Raw genomic sequence first — 21,413 nt, 5'->3', positions numbered from 1 at the left:
GGTCGCGATGGGAGCAGGCAGGGCGCGCGATGGAGACACCGCGCGCCGCCACCCCTGCCCTCCTCCGGCCGGGGTGCGAGAAACACGATTCACCGCACTGGAGATTCCGCCCATGCCCATCATGACTTTCCGGGGCACGAGAAGCTCGTCATCTGCGGCAGGCGCAGCGGGTTGTAGACGCTGTTCGCCGTCACGGCCAGCACCACCTTCTTGCCCTGCAGGTCGAAGGTCGCGTTGAACGACTCGGGCGATTTTCCCGAGGAGATCGAGGCCTTGTCGAACAACCGGTGCAACGCCCACGGCCCTTCGGTCACGATGCCGCCGGCCGGCGTGCCGTTCGCGGTGGTGACCTGCAGGCGCACCTGGTTGCTGTTGCGCGGGCCCGGCCACTTGATGGTGCTGGGCGCCTGCGGGCCGTGCGCGTAGCGCACCGTCTGGCCGTCGACATCGAGCGTGAACTGCGTGAGCGCGGCGTCCATGTCCTCGGGCCGGATGTCCAGCGTGAACGACGGCGTGCGCCCGCCCGCCATGCCCGAGAAGAACACGTCGCGGATGGCCTGCGCCTTCTGGAACGAATCGAGGTACGCCGAACGCCCCGCCGCCGCGCCGTCCACGCCGCGCTTGAAGGCCCACGGGTTCACCGAGGTATCGACCTGCGTGACGAGGTTCTTCTGGAAGAAGTCGTCCATCATCCCGCCCGGCGCGAACAGCTGCGCGAAGTCGCCCGAGGCCACGTCACGACCCGAGCCGCGCGTGAACGGGTAGCGTCCCGCGATCGCCTGGTTGCAGAACGAGCCGATGCTCGCCGCGGCGCTCTGCCCGATGTTCTGCCGGGTCACCGCTGCCGCCTTCGACGACGCGGTGGCCGACAGGTCGTTCAGCATGCCCTGGAACGGCACCGGCAACCGCCCCGCCTCGGCCTGCACCTTGGTGACGGCGTCGCTCGACGGCGGGATGTTGCCGCTGCGCAGCGCGGTGTCCGTGGCGGTGAGGAAGTTGTAGAGCTCGTTGATCAGCGCGGCCGTGGCGTCGATGGGGGCCTGTCCGCCCTGCCTGGGCGCGGTGACCATGCGGCGCAGCGGCTCGAAGTGGTTGTCCACCAGCGACTCGGGCCGGTCGAGCTGCGTGTTGCGCCGCTGGCTGCCGTCGGGCTGGCCGATGAGCTGCTCGATGCGCTCGCGGGTGCTCTGCACGCGGTTCTGCGCCTGGTCGAGCAGGCTGCGCGCAGCCTCGTCGTGATTGCGCAGCAGGTCGGTCTCGCGCGCGGCGCCGCGGATGATGCGCGACATCGGCGACTCGGACGTCGAGAGCACGCGCGTCATCTGGATGCTCTGCAGCAGCGAACGGCTGTCGGCCAGACGGATGTCGACCAGGTAGTCGTCCCACACCTTGATGTAGTCGGTGAGGTAGAGCCGGCGCACCTCGCGCAGCAGCAGTTCGCGCGAGGTGATGTCGGCCATGCCGGGCGCGCGGATCTGCAGCACCCAGCGGTCCTCCTGCTCGAGAGACAGCGCCGTCTCGGCCATGCGCTTGTCGAAGATGTCCCAGTAGCCGCGGTAGGTGAACAGCGTGGGAATGCCGTCGGTCAGCGGCTTGCCGCTCGCACGGCGGATCACCAGCGCCGACTCGGCCCCGCCCGCCTCGGCGATCGTGAAGGCGTTGGGCTGGCTGGTCTGCAGCAGGATGCGGCGCAGCCGCGCATACGAGCGCTGCGCCAGCGGAACTCCTGCCAGGCGCTCGCGCGTCTGCGTGATCAGGCGCTCGTCCTTCGCGAACGGCGACGTCAGCACGCGTCCCACGAACAGCGCCTTCAGGTGCGACTCGAGGTTGGTGCGTTGCTCGCGCGTGAGCGACGCGCCGATCTTGCGGTCCACGTCGGTCAGCAGCCATGCCTGCAGGAAGTCGGCGTCGTAGCGCTCGGCGTCGAACAGCATGAGGTACGCCTTGAGGGCTTCGTAGCTGTACTCTGCATCGTTCTTCGAGGCCTCGCGCAGCGACTGCTCGATGCGCTGCGCGGCCTGCGGCAGCAGCACGGTCTCGAGCGCGCGCTGGTACACGCCGTCGGTGGCGGCCTGCAGCTTCTCGCCCTGGTAGAGGCCGAAGCGGTACGACATGGGCGGGTCGCCGACATCGAAGCGTGCCGACTTCGGCAGGTCGCGCAGCCTGTCGAGGATGAGCAGCGAACTGGCGATGTCGCCGCTGGAATCGACCACCGTCGGCAGCTCCCCGCGCGCGGCCGCCTTGTTGAAGGCCTTGGCGCTCGTGTCGACCTCGGCCACGTAATCCTTGTTGTTGCGCCAGCTGTTCACGCACGCGCCCAGCAGGAGCACCATCAGCACGCCGATGGCGCTGTAGCCCGCGATGTCGATGGCGCGCTTGCGCCGGTACCAGCGCAGGTTGGTGCCGGCCACGCCCGCGTCGCGGAAGATCACCTGCTGCAGCAGTTCCTTGAGGAAGTAGCTCTTGCCCGGGCCCGGCGGCGGCGCCGGCGGCGCGTTGACCTGCAGGTAGCGCTTGATGGCGCCCATCACGCGGTCGAAGGCCGTGCCTTCCTGCGTGCCGCTGGTGAAGTAGACGCCGCGCAGCATCGAGGCTGCCTCGAATTTCGAGGGGTTGAACACATCGGCCAGGAAGGTGCCGAGGATGTCCTCGAAGCTCGCGAACTGCTGCGGCAGCAGGTACGCCTGCGCGCGGCGCATCGGGTCGGACTCGGCCGCCAGCAGCTCGGGCAGGCGCTCGTCGAGGCGCTGGTGCAGCAGCTTGTATTCCTGGTGGAAGCGCTCGCGCAGGTCGCCGTTGACGGCGGCGGCGCTCTTGCCGTCCTTGCCCGCCTTCCTGCTCGCCGGGTTGCCCTGGATCGGGAAGGTGAAGCCCCACACCTGCTGTCGCTCGGCGCGGCCCAGCGAGCCGAAGTACTCGTTGAAGCCCGCCAGCAGGTCGGTCTTGGTGACCAGCACGTACACCGGGAAGTCGATGCCCAGGTCGTTGCGCAGCTCCAGCAGCCGCTTGCGCAGCGCCATGGCGTGGCGCGCGCGCTGGGCATCGTCAGCCAGCGGCAGGTCGGCAATGCTGATCGTGAGGATGGCGCCGTTGATCGGTTGGCGCGGTCGGAACTTCTTCAGCAGCTCGATGAAGCCCTTCCACTCGCCTTCGTCGGTCTCGCGGTTGCTCTCGTGCGTGGTGTAGCGGCCCGCGGTGTCGATCAGCACCGCTTCGTTGGTGAACCACCAGTCGCAGTTGCGCGTGCCGCCGATGCCGCGCACCGCGGCCTTGCCGAGCTGGTCGGCGAGCGGAAAGTCGAGGTCGGAGTTGACCAGCGCCGTGGTCTTGCCCGAGCCCGGCGCACCGATGAAGATGTACCAGGGCAGCTGGTACAGGTACTGCCGGTCGAACAGCGAGAAGCGGCCCGCGGGCTTGCCGTCGGCGTCCTCGCCGAAGCGCATGTTCTTCAGGATGGCGGTGGCGTCGTCGAAGCCGGTCTGCAGCTCCTTGATCTCGGGGGCGTCCTCGGGCTTGGCCTCCTTCTCCTTCTTGGAGGGCGTGCGCAGCTGGTTGAGCAACTGCGCATTGAGCCGGCGCTCGCGCCACTTGCGGTAGATGACGCGCACGAGCCAGATCGCGAACATCAGCACGATGACGGCGATGCGCACGATCTCGTCCTCGAGCGGACGGTAGCGGCCCACGGCGATGGCGGGGCCGATGATCCAGATCAGGAAGGCGAGGGCGACAAGGCCCAGGAAGACCCAGAGATCGCGGCTGATGACGAAGCGGAAGATGGCGCGCAGCATCAGCGGGCACCTCCGGCTTGCGGCGCGGGCGCGGCCTGCGCGGGCACGCCCGAACCACCGGCGACAGGCGCCACCAGCAGCGTCACCTCCACCCGGCGGTTGCGCGCGCGGTTGGCTGCGGAGTCGTTGGGCGCGATCGGGTCGGCATCGCCGCGCCCTTCGGCGCGCAGGCGTTCGGGCCGTGCGATGCGCTGCGAGATCATCTTCTTCACCGCGTCGGCGCGGGCCTGCGAGAGTTGCCAGTTGGACGGAAAGCGCACGCTGCGGATCGGCTGGTCGTCGCTGAAGCCGCTGACCAGCACGTTGCCTTCGACCGAGTTGAGCGCATCGGCCACGCGCGCGAGCACCGGCGCGTAGCGGTCGAGCACGCGGTCGGAGCCCGAGGCGAACAGGCCGTCGCCGCGCAGCACCACCACGCTGCGGTCGGCCTCGTCGCGCACGGTCAGGAGGCCCTCGCGGATCTCCGCTTCGAGGAAGCGCTGCAGGCGCGGCTGCGGCGCGGGCATGACGACGGCGCGCGCGGTCTGCGGCAGCCGCACCGCATTCACCGCCGCGAAGGCGCCGTCGGAAGTGCCGGCGAGGTTGAAGCTGAGCAGCGCGAAGGCCAGCACCAGCAGCACCGCGGCCACGGCACCCACCGCCCACACCGGCAGCCAGTTGCGTGTGCGGCGCACCGGCGCGCTGGCGTCCTGCCAGTGCGGCGACAGCGGCACCGGGATCTCGCCGCGCGTCTGCCGGATGATCTGCAGCAGCCGCTGCTTGAGGGTCTCGAGCTGCGTGCGGCCGTTGTCGATGACGCGGAAGCGCCCCTCGAAGCCCATGGCCAGGCAGAAGTAGATGAGCTCGATCAGGTGGAGGTGCTGCTGCGGGTTCTGCACCAGCCGCGACAGCAGCTGGAAGAACTTCTCTCCGCCCCAGGTCTCGTTGTGGAACATCACCAGCAGGCTCTGCGACGACCAGATGCTGCCGCCCCATGGCGTGAGCGCGGCGGCCTCGTCGACCGCGGTGCACAGGCAGTAGCGCGCACCGATGATCACCTCGGGCGCGATGCCCGCCTGCTGCGCGCGTGTCTCGAAGCGGCGCACCTCGTCGACCAGGTGCTCGCGCAGCTGCGCGGGCGACGGATGGTGGCCGGTGGCGCGGATCTGCGGGATCAGGTCGAGCAGCGGATTGGCCGCGGCCACCAGCGGGTTGTTGCCCGCGATGGCGGTGTCGCCCGCATGCGGGCGGCGCGTGTCGTGCCAGGCGGTGAAGGATTCGGGCTGCGCGCCGATGCCGCGTGGCGCGGTGGAAGCGTCGCCCATCGCACCGCCGCCCGGATTCGGCGGCACGAAGCCACCCGGGCCGACGGCCATGTCGTTGTTCATAGGGTCCCTCACGGACGAATGGCCCAGAACTCCATCGCCAGCCCCGGGAAGTCACCGGCCAGGTGCATCGCGACGCCGCCCGACTTCTCGAGTTGGCGCCACATGTCGCCGCTCTTGTCGAGTTCGAAGTAGTGGTAGCCCGCGTTGTACGGAATCTGGCGCGGCGCCACCGGTAGCGGCCGCACCACCACGCCGGGCAGCTGCAGCTGCACGAGGTCGCGGATGCGCTCGACCGAACCGATCTTCACCTGCGTGGGGAAGCGCTGCTGGATGGCGTCGGCCGGCAGGTCGGCATGCACCGCGAGCACGAAACCCGCATTGCGCACCAGCACCGGATCGGGCATGCGGCCCACGCGCACGCCGTGGCTGCGCTCTTCGAGCTCGATGGCGATGGCGCTCTGCTCGAGCACCGCCGACAGCGAACGCCGCAGCTCCTCGATCAGCGGACGGATGCTTTCGTTCAGGTTGTCGTGGTCGTACACCGGCCACACCACCGGACGCCGCGTGGGCGAGGTGTGCGTGGCGAGGTGGCAGGCCAGCTTGAGCCAGTCGACGAACAGCTCCTCGGGATGCACCTGCACCGCCTGCTGCGCATGCCATGTGAGCGCGAGATAGCGATTCACCAGCTCCAGCAGCAGGAAATCGGACACCTCGCTCACGCCGCCGCGGCCCGGTTGCGACAGCCGCGAGGCCAGCGCCTCGGAGCGCTGCGTGAGCAGGCCGTGCAGCTCTGCGATCATGCTGCGCAGCATGGCGTGCGCCGATGCATCGAGCACCGGCGGAATGTAGTTGGCGTCGACCACCAGCTTGTGGTCGGTGCGGCGTTCGATCACGCGCACCGCGCCGATGGCCTGCCATTCGGCGGTGAGCGACGATGCGCGCGCGAGCTTCAGTCGCGGCGACGCGAGCTGCAGCGTGGCCGGGCCGAGGGCCACGGCATTGCCGTCGTTCACCTCGCGCTCGATCACGCCGAAGCGCGCGGCCGAGCCTTCGTCTTCCGCGAAGATGACTTCCTCGCTGCCGGGCCTGCGCAGCGGCAACGCGAGCACGATGAGTTCGTCGGTGAGGTCGGTGGGCACTTCGTAGGGCAGCGGCGCGTCTTCCGCACCGAAGGAGAACGGCGTGCCGTCGGGCAGCACGCCGGCGCCGCCGAGCAGCGACACGCGGCCGAGCGCATACGCGTCGCGATCGATTTCCAGATGGAGCCATCCCCAGTAGGCGCCTTGCAGGCCGGCCGTGCGGCGCGTGACGTACTGTTCGACGTAGCGCTCCAGTTGCTGGAAGTGCTGGGGCCGCAGGTACATGCCCTCGGACCACACCACCCTGTTCGCCAACGCCTGCGGATGAGCGCCATTTCTACCAGCGCCCGTATTGCGGACTGTCACCAAGGAACCTCCTGAGATTGCTCACTGGGAGCGCGGAGGTGCGTTGATGAACGACCTCCCGATCGACCGGTTTTTTTGTGTACTGATGCTACACGGCGAGTCTTAGGTTTTGCACTGCCTTTTCACGCGCGATGGGCCTGTACGTGGGGCGTTTTGGCCACTTTGGTATTAGGCAGCGCAGAAAACTAACGACTTGGTAGCAACTCGATGCCGGTCTTCCGCACGGCGACCTGCACCGCCTGTTCGCTCGGCGAGAACTGCCAGACCTTGTAGAGGTTCGTCTGCTTGGGTTCCTTCAGCGGAAGCACGATGCGCCACCGCGCAGCTTCCAGCTTGCGATAGCCCGCGATGATGCCGATGGCACGCGAGTCGAGGCCGGCCTCGCGCTTGAACACGCGTTCCTCGCCGCTGCGCATGATGGCCTGGTCCGCGTTGACGAGTTCGGTCATGAGCGTCTCGCGATCGCGGTCCTGCAGTGCAAAGTAGTCTGCCGTCTCGAAGTTACCGGAAGATTTCAGTTCGAAGACCTTGACGAGGATCGGTGCCGCCTGGCCGCGCCCGTCGGGGTTGACGCCGTCGTCGATCCTGATGGTGACTGCGTAGGGCGTGGGCATCGACTTGGCCGTCGATGCGCATCCGCTGACAAGGCCCGCAAACAAAGGTGTCGTTGCAAGTGCGCCTTGTAGCAAGCTTCTTCTATGCATTGAGATCTCCCCGTGATGATCGCGACCTATATTATCGAAAGCATGCGCATTTACGATGGCGCATCGCGTGGTTGTCGCAACTCAGCGGCACACTATCCCGAACATTGCATTCAGCAGGTAGGAGAAAAGATTGAAGTCATGTCTGCCAGCTCTGGCGTTCACTCTTTTGGTGGTATCGGGTTGCACGACAACGCCGCCGCCCGAACCCACACCGCAACCCGAACGCCTGAGCCAGCAGGTCGCACGCACCACGCTGGAGCGTGCACAGCAGGCCTATGACGAAGGCGACTACGCGAAGGCCATCAGCACGCTGAAGAGCGGTGGCGTTTCCGTGTTCGATGCCGCGGAGCCTTCCACGCGGCTCGACGCCATGAAGCTCGAGGCGTTCAGCTATTGCGTGGGCAACCAGATTCCCGAGTGCCGCACGCAGTTCCGCAAGATCCTCGACGCATTCCCGACCTTCGACCTCAGCGTGGCGGAACGCAAGCATCCGGTGTGGGGCCCTGCCTTCGAGGCCGCCAAGCGAATGAAGCGCTGATGGTGCGCATCGCGCCCGCGCAGCACGGGCGCCGACAGGCAACGACAAAGAAAACGAAGAAGACGAACACGGAGGTGTCATGCGTTGGACAGTGATCGAACATGCCGGCAACACGGTGACGGCAGGCCCGTCGGCCCTGCTCGCGGCACCGGGCGGAACGATCGGACGCAGTCCCGACAACCACCTCGTGCTGCCCGACGAGCAGCGCCAGATCTCGCGCCTGCAGGCCACGGTGCGGTTCGACGAGGACGGCGCCGCCGTGTTGCGCAACATGAGCGCGGTGCTGCCCATCAGCGTGAACGGACGCACGCTGGCGCACGAACAGGAATCGCGCATCGCGGACGGCGACCGCGTGACGATCGGCAGCTACGTGCTGGAAGCGGCCAGCCCGCTGCGTGCGGCAGCAGTGGCGCCCGCGCAGCCGTCGACACCACAGCCGCCGGCACCGCTGCAGCCTGTCGCGCCGCCGCCTGCATCGCTGCATCCACCGCCGCCCGAACAGCCCGCCGCATGGCAGGCGCCGCCCTCGATGCCGCTCGCTGCGGCGCCGGTGCAGGCCAGCCCCATCGGCGACCTGCTGCCCTCGTCGGGCGACTCCGACGTGTTCTCCGACCTCTTCGGCGAAGGCGCGCTGCCCATCGGCGATGCCCAGGCCGCGCAGCCCACGGTGGCCATGCAGCCGCCGGCGCGGCAGGCAACGCCGCCGGTCCATGTGCCTTCGACCTCGCCTGCGTTCGCACCCGCACCCGCATCTGCGCACGTCGCGGCGCCGATGGCGCCTGCGTTCCCACCGGCGGCCGCACCGGCCGATGACTTCGCCGCGCTGCTGGCCGCGCCACCACCGCCGCCGAGGCACGCACCGGTCGCATCACCGCAGGCGAGCCAGCCCGCACATGGCCACGGCAACGCATCGCAGATGCCTTCTGCCGCCGATTGGGACGCCATCCTCGCCAACGCGCCGCGCCGCGTCGACACCACGCCTGCGCCCATGCCCGACCCGATGGCGCACGAGCCTTTCGAGCTGCCTTCGCAGGCGCGCCGCAATCCGGTCGATCCACTCGCCGAACTGAATCCGCAGGCGGCCGACGACATGTCGAACATCGCGCTGAAGCGCGGCGTCGACCCGCTGTCGTTCTTCGCGGCCGACGACAGCGCGCATTCGCCGCTGGCCGATCCGCGCCCCACTGCGCTCGCACACCACGATCCGATGCTGCCGGGCGATGCGCACCCCGCGCTCGACCTGCTGCAGAACAACAAGCCGGCCGCGCAGGGCTACAGCCATTCGAACCATGCACGCGAAGTGGCAGCACAGTTCCGCCCGCCGAACCCGGTGGCGGCACCGGTGCATGCACCGACGCCCGCGCCTGTCGTGGAACCGGTGAAGGCGGAAGCACCACCGCCACCACCACCGCCACCACCACCACCGCCACCACCACCGCCACCACCACCACCGCCACCTCCTCCCCGCCACCGCCTCCACCTCCACCACCCGCAGCGCCTGTCGTCGCCGCGCCAGTGGTTGCTGCGCCTGTGGTCGCGCAGCCTGTCGCGGTCGTCGACGAGCCTGTTGCCGCACCGGTGGCCGAGCCCATTGCGCCCCCGATTGCGCCACCCATTGAGCCTTCTGTCGCATCGCCTCTCGCACCGGCCGTCGCGGCGCCGGCACCGACGCCTGCAGCAGCCGCATCGCCAGCCTCGTCTTCGTCGGAAGCCCTGTTCAAGGCCTTCCTCGAAGGTGCGGGCGTGCCCGAGCTGGCCGGCCAGCAGCCGATGGACATCGAGGCCATGCAGCGCCTGGGCCGGATCATGCGGGCCTTCACCGACGGCACCATCGAGCTGCTGTCCTCGCGCGCCATGCTCAAGCGCGAAGTGCGCGCCGAGATCACCATGATCGTGGACGAGGAGAACAACCCGTTCAAGATCCTGCCCAATGGCCGCGCCGTGCTGATGCAGATGTTCGGCGCGCGCATGCCCGGCTTCCTGCCGCCCGAGGCGGCGGTGCACGACGCGCTGGGCGACCTGCAGTCGCACCAGCTCGGCATGGTGGCCGGCATGCGCGCCGCGCTGCTCACGCTGCTGAAGAGCTTCGACCCCGCCACGCTGAGCCGCGAGACGCCGCACGACGGCGGCCTCGGCGAGAAGCTGCTGCCGGGCGGGCGCGAGGCGCGCCTCTGGCGCCGCCTGCAGGCGCTGCACACCGAGACCACCGCGGCGGTGGAAGACGACTTCCAGGCCGTCTTCGGCCGGGCCTTCCAGCAGGCCTACGACAAGGAGATGGAACGCCTGAAGGAGGCCCGCCGTGCGTGACACCGTGCACGACGCCACGCGCTCCTTCGCGGTGCCCATCTCGACCTCGCAGTTCTCCTGCGTGGGCGAACGCAGCGGCAACCAGGACGCCATCGGCTACCACCTCGAGGAGCGCAACGCCTGCTTCGTGGTGAGCGACGGCGTGGGCGGCAACGCCGGTGGCGAACTCGCCTCGCGCATCGCCGTGGACACCGCGCTCAACACCTTCGTGGACGACCCCTCGCTCGGCGCCGACAGCATCCAGCGCTGCGTGAAGTCTGCGAACGACGCCATCCTGGCCAAGCAGCGCGAGCTCACCGAGCAGAGCCGCATGAGCGCGACCTTCGTGTCGCTGTTCGTCGATCGCGGCTCCAACCAGGCCTGCTGGGCGCACGTGGGCGACAGCCGCCTCTACTGGTTCCGACGCGGCGTGCTGATGCAGCGCACCGAGGACCACAGCCTGTCGGAGCGCTCGGGCGACGCCGCCGCGAGCCAGCAGGGCGGCGAGCGCCTGGTGAAGACCAACCTGCTGTACCGCGCGCTCGGCGCGCGCGCCACGGCTGAAGCCACCATCACCTCGCCGCAGCGGCTGGCCGACGGCGATGCCTTCCTGCTGTGCACCGACGGGCTCTGGCAGCTGATCTCGCAGCAGGTGATGGAACGCTCGCTGCAGCTCGCCGACAGCGCGGAGGAGTGGCTTGCACTCATTCGCCGCGCGGCCGAGGCCAAGGCCGACGAGTCGCGCGACAACTACTCGGCGCTGGCCGTGTGGGTGGGGTTTCCGCAGCAGGTGACGCTGGCGGGGGCGGCCTGAATCGACGCGCCGCCCTCAGGGCGCCAGCATCAGCACCTTGAACTGGCTCGGTACGACGCGCATGCCGACGATGTTGCAGCGGTTCTGCACCGTGATGCTGGTGACCCGTGTGGCCGGCGTCCCCTTGAGAAGCACGGTGAACGCGCCTGTCACATGGCGCGATTGCTGCATGAACGTCTGCGACACGACACCGCCCAGTACCCCGGGCTGATCCCCCAGGGTGATCGGCGTGGTCGTCGCCATGTTGTGTGCCGGCATCGCCATGAAGAGGATGTTCCAGGCATTCGGAACGGCCATCGGGCCCAAGGCCATGTTCGGGTACGGAATGGGCACCGGCGTCTTGCAGACGTCGGGAAACGCCATGTCCATCCCCATGAGCTGACAATTGGCAAACATCTGGTACCTCCTCGCCTAGCCCATGTGGATCTGGGCTGCGTCCACCTTCACCAGCTCCTGGCCGGTGACCATCGTGTGGTGGCCATGGATGCGCACCGTCTCGCTGGCCTTGTAGTCCATGTGGCCTGCGCGCACCTGGTCCACTTCGTCCGTCAGGCGCAGCGCTTGGCGTGCCATCTGCACGATGCGGTCGGCCACGGTCTCGAACACCTTGCCGACCAGCCGCACCCTTCCGGCCGTGGCCTGCACGGAGCGCGTCACCAGCCGCAGCTCACCGATCTCGCACTCGCCCTCTTCTGTCTTGAGTTCGAAACGCTTGTCCGCGCGAAGCCTGAGTTCCGAGGCGCTCTCGATGGTCACCCGGCCGTTGCCCGTGGACGCAAAGGTGACGTCGCCAGCCGCCTCGACACAGCTTGACGACGCATCGGCCTGCTCGATCACGGCGATCAGGTAGGCACGCGCGCTATCGGGACCGGACACCAGCACCGTATCGCCGGTGGCTGGCTTGAGCAGGCAGCTCGCCGCGCGCCGGCAAACCCATGCAGCACCCTGCTCGTCGTCGACGGTGACACGTCCGTCCGGCAATAGTGCGGCGACCACCCCCTGGAAGTGAACCGGAACCGCCAGCTTCGAGGCTTTGCGCAATGAAACGACTGACATTGGAGGTCTCCTTGTTTCGATGGGTAGACAGTGGAACGGGAAGGCTTGGGGGCATCAGCGCGGCGGAAGGCTCTCCTGAGCCTTGAACAGCTCCGGATCGTTCTCGATGACGCCACCGCTGCCCGAGAAACGCGCACCTTCGCGCAATGTCCGATGAAAGCGGGTGCGCAGGAAACGCGCATTGCGCAGATCCGCGTCATGAAGTCCAGCGTAGGAAAAGTCGGCATCTTGCAGATCCGCGTCGCGAAAGCTGGCGCCCCTGGCCTGCACACGATGGAACACGCTCAGCGGCAGGCGCGAGCGGCTGAAATCGGCACCTTCGAGTTTGGCGTCGGCCCAGATCGACTGGTCGAAGATGGCATCGCTGCAATTCGCTTCACGCAGATCGGCTTCCGGGAACATCGTCTGAGCTGCATCCACTGCGCTGAAATTCGCCCTGCTCAGGGTGGCGCCCTTGAAGTTGCTCTGGGTCAGCACGGCGCCGCTGAAATCGACGCCAGCCATCGCGCTGTCGGTGAACTGGCAGCGCACAAAGGCGGTGTGCGGCAAGCGCTGGCCTTCGAGATTGCACTCCATCAGGATCGAACCATCGCACTGGGCCTGGGCGAACTGCACCGTGCGCAGATCCATGCGGAAGAACATCAGGTGCAGCAGCCGTGCCCCACGGCAATCGAGCTGGTCGACCCGTGATTCGGTGACGACGATCTGGTCGCAGATGCCGGGCTTCAGCACAGCATGTCCGAGCTCGCATCTGACAAAGGACACGCGCTCCATCTGCGCGTTCCCGAAATCCGCGTGAGCCAGCGAGGATTCGAAGAAGTTGGCGTCCTGCATGAACGCGCGGCCGAGTTGCGCGCCCTCCAACCGACAACGGAATACGCGCGCGCCTCTCAAGCTGGCCGCCGACAGATCGGCCTGTTCGAAGCTGCATTGCGCCAGCGAACTGTCGTCGAGGCTGGCGCCACGCAGATTCGTCCGGCTCAAGTCGACGTGCTCCATCTGTGCCCCCGACAAGTCGACGCCGCTAAGGTCCTGACCTGCGAGACTCGCTCTGACCACCGGTTCGCCATGTCGAATCTTGTCCAGGAGTTCTTCGACTGTCATCGAGCCGGCTCGGTCGTTCTTGCGGGCAAGGTCTTGGCTCCGTGGGTGTAGGCGCCGATGAAGTTGGTCGAGCCGTCGATCGCGGCCTGCGACACGTCGGCGCGAAACAGATTGGCATCCTGCAGGCTCGCAAAGCGCAGATCGGCCTTGGAGAGATTGGCGTCGATGAGGTTGGCACCGCGCAACGAGGCTTCGCGCAGGTCCGCGCGAATGAACAGGCTCTCGCCGGCATTCAACCCCTCCAGCCGCGCGCGCCGCAGGTCGCACTCGGAGAGGTCGCAGCCCTCCAGGTGTGCCTTCGCGAGGTCGGCACCGACCAGGATGGCGCCGCGCAGGCCGCACTGCCTGAGCGAAGCGGCGCAGAACACTGCCTGCACCAGGCTGCAGCCGTGGACGAAGGAGCAGGTCACCAGGCTGGCCTCGGTGAAGTCGACCCCCTCCTGCGCATGGACGGTGATGAAAGCACAGGCGTTCAGCGCGGCACGCACGAAGGATGTGCCCTTGAGGCTGCACTCGATCCAGCTCACCTGCTTGAACGCGGCGTCGTCGAAGGCCATGTCTTCGAGCGCGAGCTTGACCATCGTCATCTGCTCCCAGTGCGATCCGCGCGCATCGCAACGCACCCATTCGCTTTCGAGCAGATCGGACTGGTTGAACGTGGCCTTCGCCAGCACGCAGGAACGAAAGATGGTCTTGCTGCAACGCGTCTGCATGAAGCTCACGCCCGTGAAGTTCGCACCTTCGCAATGCGCGCCACCCAGGTTGGCCTCGTCCAGCCGCGCATCGGCGAGCGAAGCCCGGACCAGGCGCGCCCGCGCAAGCACCGCGCGCGTGAAGTTGCAGCCATCGAGCCGCGCATCGCTGAAGTCGACGTCTTCGAGATTGGCACCCGTGAAGTCGGCGCCGCGCAGGTCCAGACCCGAGAGATTGGCGCCGGCGAAGTTCATGCCTGCGAAGCGACGCTCGCCGCTGGCCGCGGCCTCGAGACGCCGGCGCAGCCGCCTGGAACGCAGGCTGCTGGCCGCCGGCGCCGGCTCGAGCAGGTGTGCGCCGTAGAGGTGCCCCATGCGCGCGACGTGCCCGGCCTGCTCGCGCAACCGCGCACTGTCGGCGGCCTCGTCGGGTGTGGGCTGTGTCCTGCGCTCGCGCGCCGCGTCTTCCTCGAGGCGCGCGAGGTCACGCAGCAGGCGGTCGGGGTCGAATCGGCGTTGTACAGGCTTGCCAGTCTGCGACGCCACCTCGGTCATGGCCTTGTCGATGCCTGCCTGGATCTCGCCGGACAGCGTGCGCGGATCCATCTGCGACAGCGGCGGGATATCGATATCGGGTTGGATGGCCGCGGGCATTCCGCGTGCGACGGCCTGCGCCTGGTCTTCGGTGCTGCGCGCAACCGCCGCCGCGCGCATTTGCTCGAGGGCTCGATCGGCCTTCTCGGCGAAGTCGGGCAGATCGTCCATGGATGCCGGCGGACGCAAATCCGGCTCGGACAGGGGTGGCAGATACTGCTCGGGATCCAGGCCCTGCGCCAGCAGGCGGGCGCGCATGCGTTCATGCTCGCGCTGCCGGCCTGCTCGCAGGTTGCGCACCAGCGGAAGCGAGGCGAGGTCGGGCATCTGTTCGCCTGCCCATGGCCCCATGACCGCCTTGGGTACGAGGTCGCTGTCGCGCAGGACCAGCACTGCCTTGGCAGGGTCGATGCGCTGCTGCAGCACCTGTTGGTAGTGGTCGAGCGGCCGCGGCTGCCCGCGCAACTCGAGCGCGGGCATGATGTGCTTGACGTCGGCCGCGTCATCTTCCGCGATGGGCGATGCACCGTGCCAGACCAGGATGACGCGCTCGGCGTGCGGGAAGAACCAGGCCGTGCTCAGCCGCAGCGAAATTTCCGACAGCGCGCCACCGTCTTTCTGAAAGCTGGCGAAGCAGCGCGCATGCCAATCAGGCAGTTGGCCGCGCATCACCGGCTGCCGGGGATGCATGTTCCACAGCTCGTAGGCAGCGCCAGGTGGCAATTCGCGCTGGCCAGGCAGGCGCTGGTCGGCGGGTGCGGCATTGAAGTAGCGCCAGTCCATGTCCTCGGCGAAGCCGGGGTACTCGTGCTGCAGCCATTGCTGGTCGTAGGCGCGCCCCATCAGCGCGAGCCGCTGCGGCCGATCGGGTGGCACGGCGCCGAAACCAGCGGGCGCGATGTGCCGCCCGGGCACGTCCTGGCGCGCGCCGGGCAGCTCGACATTGGGAAGCCGGCGCGTATGCACGCCGTTGATCACTTCGTCGAAGCTGCCGATGCCTTCGGGGTTTTCGGGCTCGCTCGGACCGCCGTAGGCATGCGCCCAATCCAGCCTCAAGCGCTCGAAGGGCTGCGCGGGCGTCGCACGGCCATCGAGCCAATAGCGATCGCCGCTCACCAGCAACGACTTGGCATGGCCATGGAAGACGGCCTGCGCCGCACACAGTGTCTTGTCCTCCTGGTGCGCCGTGTACGCATACCCGCTGACCAGCCACTCCGGCTCGATCTTGGGCACGCCCAGGTCCAGCACATTGCCGGGGCCGATCTCGTCGGCCGCCAGCTTCCATAGATCCTGGTCTGGCATCAGCAAGGGCTCGGGCGCCAGGCTGGCCATCGCGAAGACCGAGACACCCAGGATGTCTCGCTGCTGCCGCCTGAACGGCCGCGTGAGGATGCTCAGGCGAAAGGGCTTGATGGTCTTCATCGGGGCAGCACCTGCTTCAGCGCATCGGCTGGTCGATGGCGATCTCGCGCGAGACCGGGTCGAAGCGCAGCTTCACGGAGCGCCCCGGTGCGAAATCGGCGAGCTTCACCGGGCTGATCGGGGCGACCAGTTCGGTCTCGTAGGCGGGCAATCCCCCCTCGGGCTGCACCCGGAACTTGAGCCGCACGAGGACGAAGATGCGCTCGACGCGCATGCCCGTGTCATGGCTATCGAGCACCGTCGCTGCGGCCGGCTGGCCGGTACGAAGCACGCGCTCGGCACGATCGGCCCCCATCACTTGGCGGTTGACCAAATGCTGCGCTTGCATCACGCGGGAGACATGGCGCTTGGCCAGCGTGATCAGCACGAACGCCAGCAGCGCGATGACCGCGATGGGGATGATGAGATGCCAGTACTTGGTGAACCACACGGCGAAAAGATCCAGCACGCGTCCCGGGCTCAGAGATAGACGGTGATGCCTCTGGGGTTCACCTTGATCTGGGACAAGTCGATCTTCGTCGCCTTGTTGTCCGCCGTGAAAACCGTCTGGGTGGTGGTGAAGAGGCCGATCGCACCGCTGGAGGAATACATGTCGAACTTGTTGATGGCGCCCGTGAGCGAGTAGGCGTTGAACCCCAGGTTCAGGCCGGCAAGGCTGGTCACCGCGCCATTCACGAACAGGGAAGTGGCGTTGAGGCTCACGTTGATCCCGTTGATCCCCATGTTGAAGCCCTTGAAGGCGATGCCCCAGTCCGTGAAGGTCACCTTCTTGGCCGACTTGTCCTCCACATGAGGTGCGTCCAGGATGATCTTGGTAGGAGACTTGACCGTGATGTCTGCCGCGGTGCTCTCCAGGTTCATGGGGCCATCGGTTTTCGCTTCCAGCGAGGTGGTCGTATGCACCTTCTGCGCCCCGTCGACGAAATAGTCCTCGTCGCCGTTGACCTTCACCTTCTTCCCGTCGGTTTCTTCGGTGTACAGGCCGACCACCCGGGTGGTCTGCGGGCCCGCAATGTGTTCCTTGAGCGACTTGCCGATGGTCCGCTCTTCACCGGTGTCCACCGTGTCCGTGCGTTTGCCGGTGACATGGATGGTCTGGTTCCCTATGACATCGACCTGCTGGTTGCCACCATCCACCTTGATGAACTGGTCGCCGCCGTTGACAGTGATCTTCTGCGGTCCGCCCTTGTTGACCGTCAGCGTGTGCGGCCCGTTGACCGTCTCATCGAGCGAGGTGTTGGTCGTGTAGGTGTCCGCGCCTTCGATCACCGTGTCGCGCGTGCCATCCACGGTGTGTGTTTCGTTGTTCTCGACGCTCTGGCTGAAATCCTTCTGTGCATGGATCTTGATCGACTCGCTGCCGGGGTCGTCGTCGATCACGAAGTGGTTGGCCAGTTCACCATCGCCCTTGATGGTTCGGCTGATGAAGCCGCTGACCGTTGCCTTGGCCGGCAACTCGAGCGGCGGCATCTGGTCGCCGTTGTAGACGCGGCCGATGATGATCGGCCGGTCGGGGCAACCGGCGATGAAATCGACGATGACCTCCTGCCCCACACGCGGGTGATTCACCGCTCCGAAATTCGAGCCGGCCCATGCACTGGACACGCGCACCCAGCATGAGCTGTCCTCATTGCGCTGGCCGTAGCGGTCCCAGCGAAACTGCACCTTCACGCGGCCGTACTTGTCGATCCAGATGTCTTCCCCCGAGGGGCCGACGACCGTGGCGGTCTGCGGGCCGTGCGTGCTCGGCACCCTCGTGACGCGCGGCGCGCGGAACGGAAACGATGTGGGCTGCACGCCGAAATCGAAGCTGTAGAGGCCGTCGGGGCTGCCCGTCGCATAGCCACCCTCGCGCAGGTTGTATGCCACCGAGACGATCAGGTATTCCTTGTTGTCCTCGTCGCGCGGCGCGTTCTGCATGTTGAAGCGGTAGCCGGTCGCCATGCCGCGCACGTTGGAGTGACCGGTGTCGATCTCGGCCTTCGCCTGCGCCTCCTCGAGCCGAATGCGCGCGTAGTGTTCGCCCTCCGCCGCGTCGCTGTAGCCGCCGAGCCACTCGTACATCTCGTAGCGGCCGTGATCGTTGTCACGCGGCTGGCTGCGCGTGTTGAGCAGGTCGGCCTTGGGATTCTTGAAGTTGAAGTCGTCGACCACGAAGGTGCCGGGGCGAATCTCCTCGGTCACCTCCCATTGGTCGATTACTTCGCGGCCCGTCTCGTCCGCGCGATCGGTGGCGAGGTAGCCGATGCGCGGATAACCCGGCAGCGTGTCGTGCGCCCCCATGTCGTCAGCCAGCACCAGTATGTGCTGGTTCTTCTCGTGCCTGAAGTAGTAGTAGATGCCTTCGTGTTCCATCATGCGGCTCACGAATGCGAAATCGGTCTCCTGATACTGCACGGAGCATTCGCGCTGGCGGTAGGTGGCACTGAGCTTCTTCTCGAAGGCGAACCCGTACTCGCCGAGCACTTCGTCCAGGATGTCGACCACCGACTTGTTCTGGAAGATCTTGTAATCGCTGGTGCGCGTGAGATACCAGAGCCAGGGGCGCACGACGGCCCGGTACACCACATAGCGCGACGAGCTCTCTTCGCGGCCGATCATCGTGAAGCGCGTGATCTGCCCGTTGAGGTAGCGCGGCGTTCCGTCGATGGTCACGATCTCGAGGGTGAGCGGCTTGCCGAGCACCGCCTTCATGTCGACGGAGGTGTTGGGACTCAGCAGGTCCACCTCGAACTCGAAGAGCTCCGACAGCGCTTCCTCGCCGTGCATCGAACGGAACAGCAACTGGTCCGGAGCAAGCGGCGTATGTGCAGTGACGACTCTGGCCATGTGGTACTCCCTTTCTGTGCTCAATCCTCGGAGAATTCGTAGCGGAAGTCGTCATCCGCCGCACTCAGTTGCACGCCTGCGAGCTTGCGCGCACTCACCGTGGCACCGATGACTTCCTCGCTCAATCGCGGAAGGATGGTGTGCGTGAGGATCGCATCGATCATCCGTCCACCCGACTCGATGGCCGTGCAGCGCCGGGCGACCAGTTCGACGGCGCTGTCGTCGTAGGTCAATGCGATGCCGTGGTTCGCCTGCAGGCGCGCGGCGATGCGATCGAGCTGCAGCCTGATGATGCGATGCAATGCCTCTGCGTGCAACGGGTAATAAGGCACTACAACCAGGCGCCCTAGCAGCGCCGGAGCGAATACTTTCAGCAGCGGTTCGCGCAATGCGGTGGCCAGCGGTTCGGGGTCGGGCCGCAGGGTCGGGTCTTCGCACAGCTGCATGACCAGGTCGGTGCCGACGTTGGAGGTCATGATGATCACGGTGTTGCGGAAGTCGATGTGCCGGCCCTCGCCGTCCTCCATCCACCCCTTGTCGAACACCTGGAAGAAGATTTCGTGCACATCGGTGTGCGCCTTCTCGATCTCGTCGAGCAGCACCACGCTGTAGGGACGGCGGCGCACGGCCTCGGTGAGCACGCCGCCTTCGCCGTAGCCCACGTAGCCCGGAGGCGCGCCCTTGAGCGTGGAGACGGTGTGCGACTCCTGGAACTCGCTCATGTTGATGGTGACGAGGTTCTGCTCGCCGCCGTACAGGGCCTCCGACAGCGCCAGCGCGGTCTCGGTCTTGCCCACGCCCGAGGGACCGCACAGCAGGAACACCCCGACGGGCTTGTTGGGGTTGTCCAGCCGCGCGCGCGCCGTGCGGATGCGCCGCGAAATGGTCTCCAGCGCGTCGGGTTGCGCGACCACACGCGCCGACAGGATCTCGCCGAGCCTGAGCACCGACTGCGCGTCGTCGCGCACCATGCGGCCGATGGGAATGCCGGTCCAGTCGGCCACCACGGTGGCAACGGCCTGCGCATCGACGGCGGCGAGGATGAGCGGCGATTCGCCCTGCAGCTGCGAGAGCTTGTCCTGTGCCTCGTTGAGCTCCGCACGGATTTCCTCGGGCGTGCGCGGGGGTTCGGCAGGAGGCGCATCGGCGTCGACGTCGACGTTCGCCGCTTCGGCATCCCCGGCGTCTTCCGCATCCGATGTCTCTGCCTGCTGCGCCTGCGGCACGGCCGCCGGCGAGAGCAGCTTGCGCAGCGCGACGATGCGCTCGACCAGCGCGCTTTCTTCCACGCGCTGCTTCTCCAGCACCTCGAGTTCGGCCTTCGCCTGCGCGACCTGCGCCGCGATGTCGTCCACGCGCTTCTGCTCGCCGACGCCGATCTTGGCCTCGCGCTCCGCGATGCCCGACTCGATGCCTAGCACCTCGATGCGCCGCTGCAGGTCTTCCAGCGCGGCCGGCAGCGCATGCTGGCTCAATGCCACGCGCGCGCATGCCGTGTCGAGCAGGCTCACCGCCTTGTCGGGCAGCTGCCGTGCGGGAATGTAGCGGTGCGACAGGCTCACGGCGGCCTCGAGCGCGGCGTCGAGGATGAGCACGCCATGGTGCTTCTCGAGCTCGGCCGAGATGCCGCGCAGCATCACCACGGCCTTGGGCTCGGTGGGCTCGTGCACCTGGATGGTCTGGAAGCGCCGCGTGAGCGCCGGGTCCTTCTCGATGTACTTCTTGTACTCGGACCAGGTGGTCGCGCCGATGGTGCGAAGCCGCCCGCGCGCGAGCGCCGGCTTGAGCAGGTTGGCCGCGTCGCCGGTGCCGGCGGTGCCGCCCGCGCCCACCAGCGTGTGCACCTCGTCGACGAACAGCACGATGGGCTTGGGACTCTTCTCGACCTCGTCGATGACCTGCCGCAGGCGCTGCTCGAACTCGCCCTTCACGCCGGCGCCGGCCTGCAGCAGCGTGGGGTCGAGCACCCACAGCGACACGTCCTTCAGCGAAGGCGGCACATCGCCGGCTGCAAGGCGCGAGGCCAGGCCTTCGACCACGGCCGTCTTGCCGACGCCGGCCTCGCCGGTGAGCAGCGGGTTGTTCTGCCGGCGGCGCATGAGGATGTCGATGATCTGGCGGATCTCGTCGTCGCGGCCATACACCGGATCGAGTTCGCCGGCGCGCGCCTTGGCGGTGAGGTCGCTCGCGTACTTGGCCAGCGCCGAGCCGCCGGCCGCAGGGCCGTCGCCCTGGTGGTGCGCTGCCGCGGGCGCGGCGGTGCCGGCCGGCGGCGCCGCATCGAAGTCGTCCTCGGGCGAGCCTTCGGTCCAGGCCGCGAGCTGCGCCACCAGCACGTCGGGCACGATCTTGTCGAACTCGCGCGAGATGCCCGAGAGCACCTGCCGCAGCCCCGGCGTCTTGATGATGCCGGCCAGCAGGTAGGCGCCGCGGATCGAGGTGGCCTCGAAGCGCAGGCTGGCGTAGACCCACGCGCGCTCCACCGCGTTGTCGACGTGCTCGGAGATGTCGCTGATCGATGTAGCGCCGTGCGGCAGCCGGTCGAGCGCGCGCACGAGGTCCTGTTCGATCGCGTCGAGGTTCAGGCCGGCGCGCTTGACGATGCGCAGCATGTCGCTGTCCTGCAGCTGCAGGATCTGGTGCAGCCAGTGCACGAGTTCGACGTACGCGTTGCCGCGCAGCTTGGCGAAGGCGGTGGCGGTTTCCAATGCCTTGTAGAGCATCGGGTTGAGCTTGGAGAACAGGGAGACGCGGCGGATGTCGGTCATGGATTAAAGCTAACCCCCAGTCTTCGCGCACTTCGTGTCGCTACGCCAACCCCCTTGCAGGGGGCA

General features: G+C 67.4%; 14 protein-coding genes and 1 pseudogene. 4 read left to right on the top strand and 11 right to left on the bottom strand.

Annotation, left to right across the window (positions count from 1 at the left end):
* Positions 1–119: 119 nt before the first annotated feature.
* The 4 genes from tssM to tssJ all read right to left on the bottom strand — a co-directional run bounded on the left by tssM (position 120) and on the right by tssJ (position 7,244).
* Entirely contained in the window at positions 120–3,788 is a 3,669-nt protein-coding gene (gene tssM / locus AACL56_RS03830) for a type VI secretion system membrane subunit TssM (RefSeq protein WP_339088507.1), read from the bottom strand.
* Complete coding sequence (locus AACL56_RS03825; protein WP_339088506.1) at positions 3,788–5,155, bottom strand: DotU family type VI secretion system protein; 1,368 nt, start codon at positions 5,153–5,155, stop codon at positions 3,788–3,790. The genes tssM and AACL56_RS03825 overlap by 1 nt, the downstream gene beginning before the upstream one ends.
* Positions 5,156–5,163: 8 nt before the next feature.
* On the bottom strand, positions 5,164–6,459 hold the full coding sequence (gene tssK / locus AACL56_RS03820) for a type VI secretion system baseplate subunit TssK (RefSeq protein WP_425336980.1): 1,296 nt from the start codon (positions 6,457–6,459) through the stop codon (positions 5,164–5,166).
* A 266-nt stretch (positions 6,460–6,725) separates the two neighbouring features.
* Positions 6,726–7,244 (bottom strand): type VI secretion system lipoprotein TssJ, encoded by a 519-nt coding sequence (tssJ, locus tag AACL56_RS03815; protein WP_339088504.1) that lies wholly within the window; start codon positions 7,242–7,244, stop codon positions 6,726–6,728.
* Positions 7,245–7,374: 130 nt separating this feature from the next.
* Between tssJ and AACL56_RS03810 the strand changes: the two genes are divergently transcribed.
* The 4 genes and pseudogenes from AACL56_RS03810 (at position 7,375) to AACL56_RS03795 (ending at position 10,882) form a co-directional block, all read left to right on the top strand.
* A complete protein-coding gene (locus AACL56_RS03810) occupies positions 7,375–7,782 on the top strand; it encodes a TssQ family T6SS-associated lipoprotein (RefSeq protein ID WP_425336979.1) in 408 nt (135 codons plus the stop codon).
* A 79-nt stretch (positions 7,783–7,861) separates the two neighbouring features.
* Positions 7,862–8,086, top strand: a pseudogene (locus tag AACL56_RS03805) (FHA domain-containing protein); the annotation flags it as partial.
* A gap of 629 nt (positions 8,087–8,715) precedes the next feature.
* Positions 8,716–10,089, top strand: coding sequence for a type VI secretion system-associated FHA domain protein TagH (gene tagH / locus AACL56_RS03800; protein WP_339092793.1), 1,374 nt, complete (start codon positions 8,716–8,718; stop codon positions 10,087–10,089).
* The gene (locus tag AACL56_RS03795; protein WP_339088502.1) at positions 10,082–10,882 is read left to right on the top strand and encodes a PP2C family protein-serine/threonine phosphatase; all 801 of its coding nucleotides are present in this window, start codon (positions 10,082–10,084) and stop codon (positions 10,880–10,882) included. The genes tagH and AACL56_RS03795 overlap by 8 nt, the downstream gene beginning before the upstream one ends.
* Before the next feature lie 15 nt (positions 10,883–10,897).
* Here the strand turns inward: AACL56_RS03795 and AACL56_RS03790 are convergent, their stop codons facing one another.
* Genes AACL56_RS03790 through tssH form a run of 7 tightly spaced genes read right to left on the bottom strand, consistent with a single transcriptional unit; the run spans position 10,898 to position 21,347 of the window.
* Positions 10,898–11,278, bottom strand: a complete 381-nt coding sequence (locus tag AACL56_RS03790; RefSeq protein WP_339088501.1) for a DUF4150 domain-containing protein — start codon at positions 11,276–11,278, stop codon at positions 10,898–10,900.
* Between the two features lie 15 nt (positions 11,279–11,293).
* Positions 11,294–11,938 (bottom strand): DUF3540 domain-containing protein, encoded by a 645-nt coding sequence (locus AACL56_RS03785; protein ID WP_339088500.1) that lies wholly within the window; start codon positions 11,936–11,938, stop codon positions 11,294–11,296.
* A 54-nt stretch (positions 11,939–11,992) separates the two neighbouring features.
* A complete protein-coding gene (locus AACL56_RS03780; RefSeq protein ID WP_339088499.1) occupies positions 11,993–13,042 on the bottom strand; it encodes a pentapeptide repeat-containing protein in 1,050 nt (349 codons plus the stop codon).
* Entirely contained in the window at positions 13,039–15,750 is a 2,712-nt protein-coding gene (locus tag AACL56_RS03775) for a DUF2169 family type VI secretion system accessory protein (RefSeq protein ID WP_339088498.1), read from the bottom strand. Before AACL56_RS03775 ends, AACL56_RS03780 begins: the two co-directional genes overlap by 4 nt.
* A 16-nt stretch (positions 15,751–15,766) precedes the next feature.
* On the bottom strand, positions 15,767–16,180 hold the full coding sequence (locus AACL56_RS03770) for a hypothetical protein (protein ID WP_339088497.1): 414 nt from the start codon (positions 16,178–16,180) through the stop codon (positions 15,767–15,769).
* Between the two features lie 29 nt (positions 16,181–16,209).
* The gene (locus AACL56_RS03765) at positions 16,210–18,579 is read right to left on the bottom strand and encodes a type VI secretion system Vgr family protein (protein ID WP_339088496.1); all 2,370 of its coding nucleotides are present in this window, start codon (positions 18,577–18,579) and stop codon (positions 16,210–16,212) included.
* 20 nt (positions 18,580–18,599) lie between these two features.
* A complete protein-coding gene (gene tssH / locus AACL56_RS03760) occupies positions 18,600–21,347 on the bottom strand; it encodes a type VI secretion system ATPase TssH (RefSeq protein ID WP_339088495.1) in 2,748 nt (915 codons plus the stop codon).
* Between the last annotated feature and the right edge of the window lie 66 nt (positions 21,348–21,413).

Origin of the sequence: Variovorax paradoxus, assembly GCF_902712855.1 — a bacterium.
Lineage (GTDB): Bacteria > Pseudomonadota > Gammaproteobacteria > Burkholderiales > Burkholderiaceae_C > Variovorax > Variovorax paradoxus_Q.
Note: the sequence above shows the minus strand (reverse complement) of the source record. Positions and strands in the feature narration are given on the sequence as shown.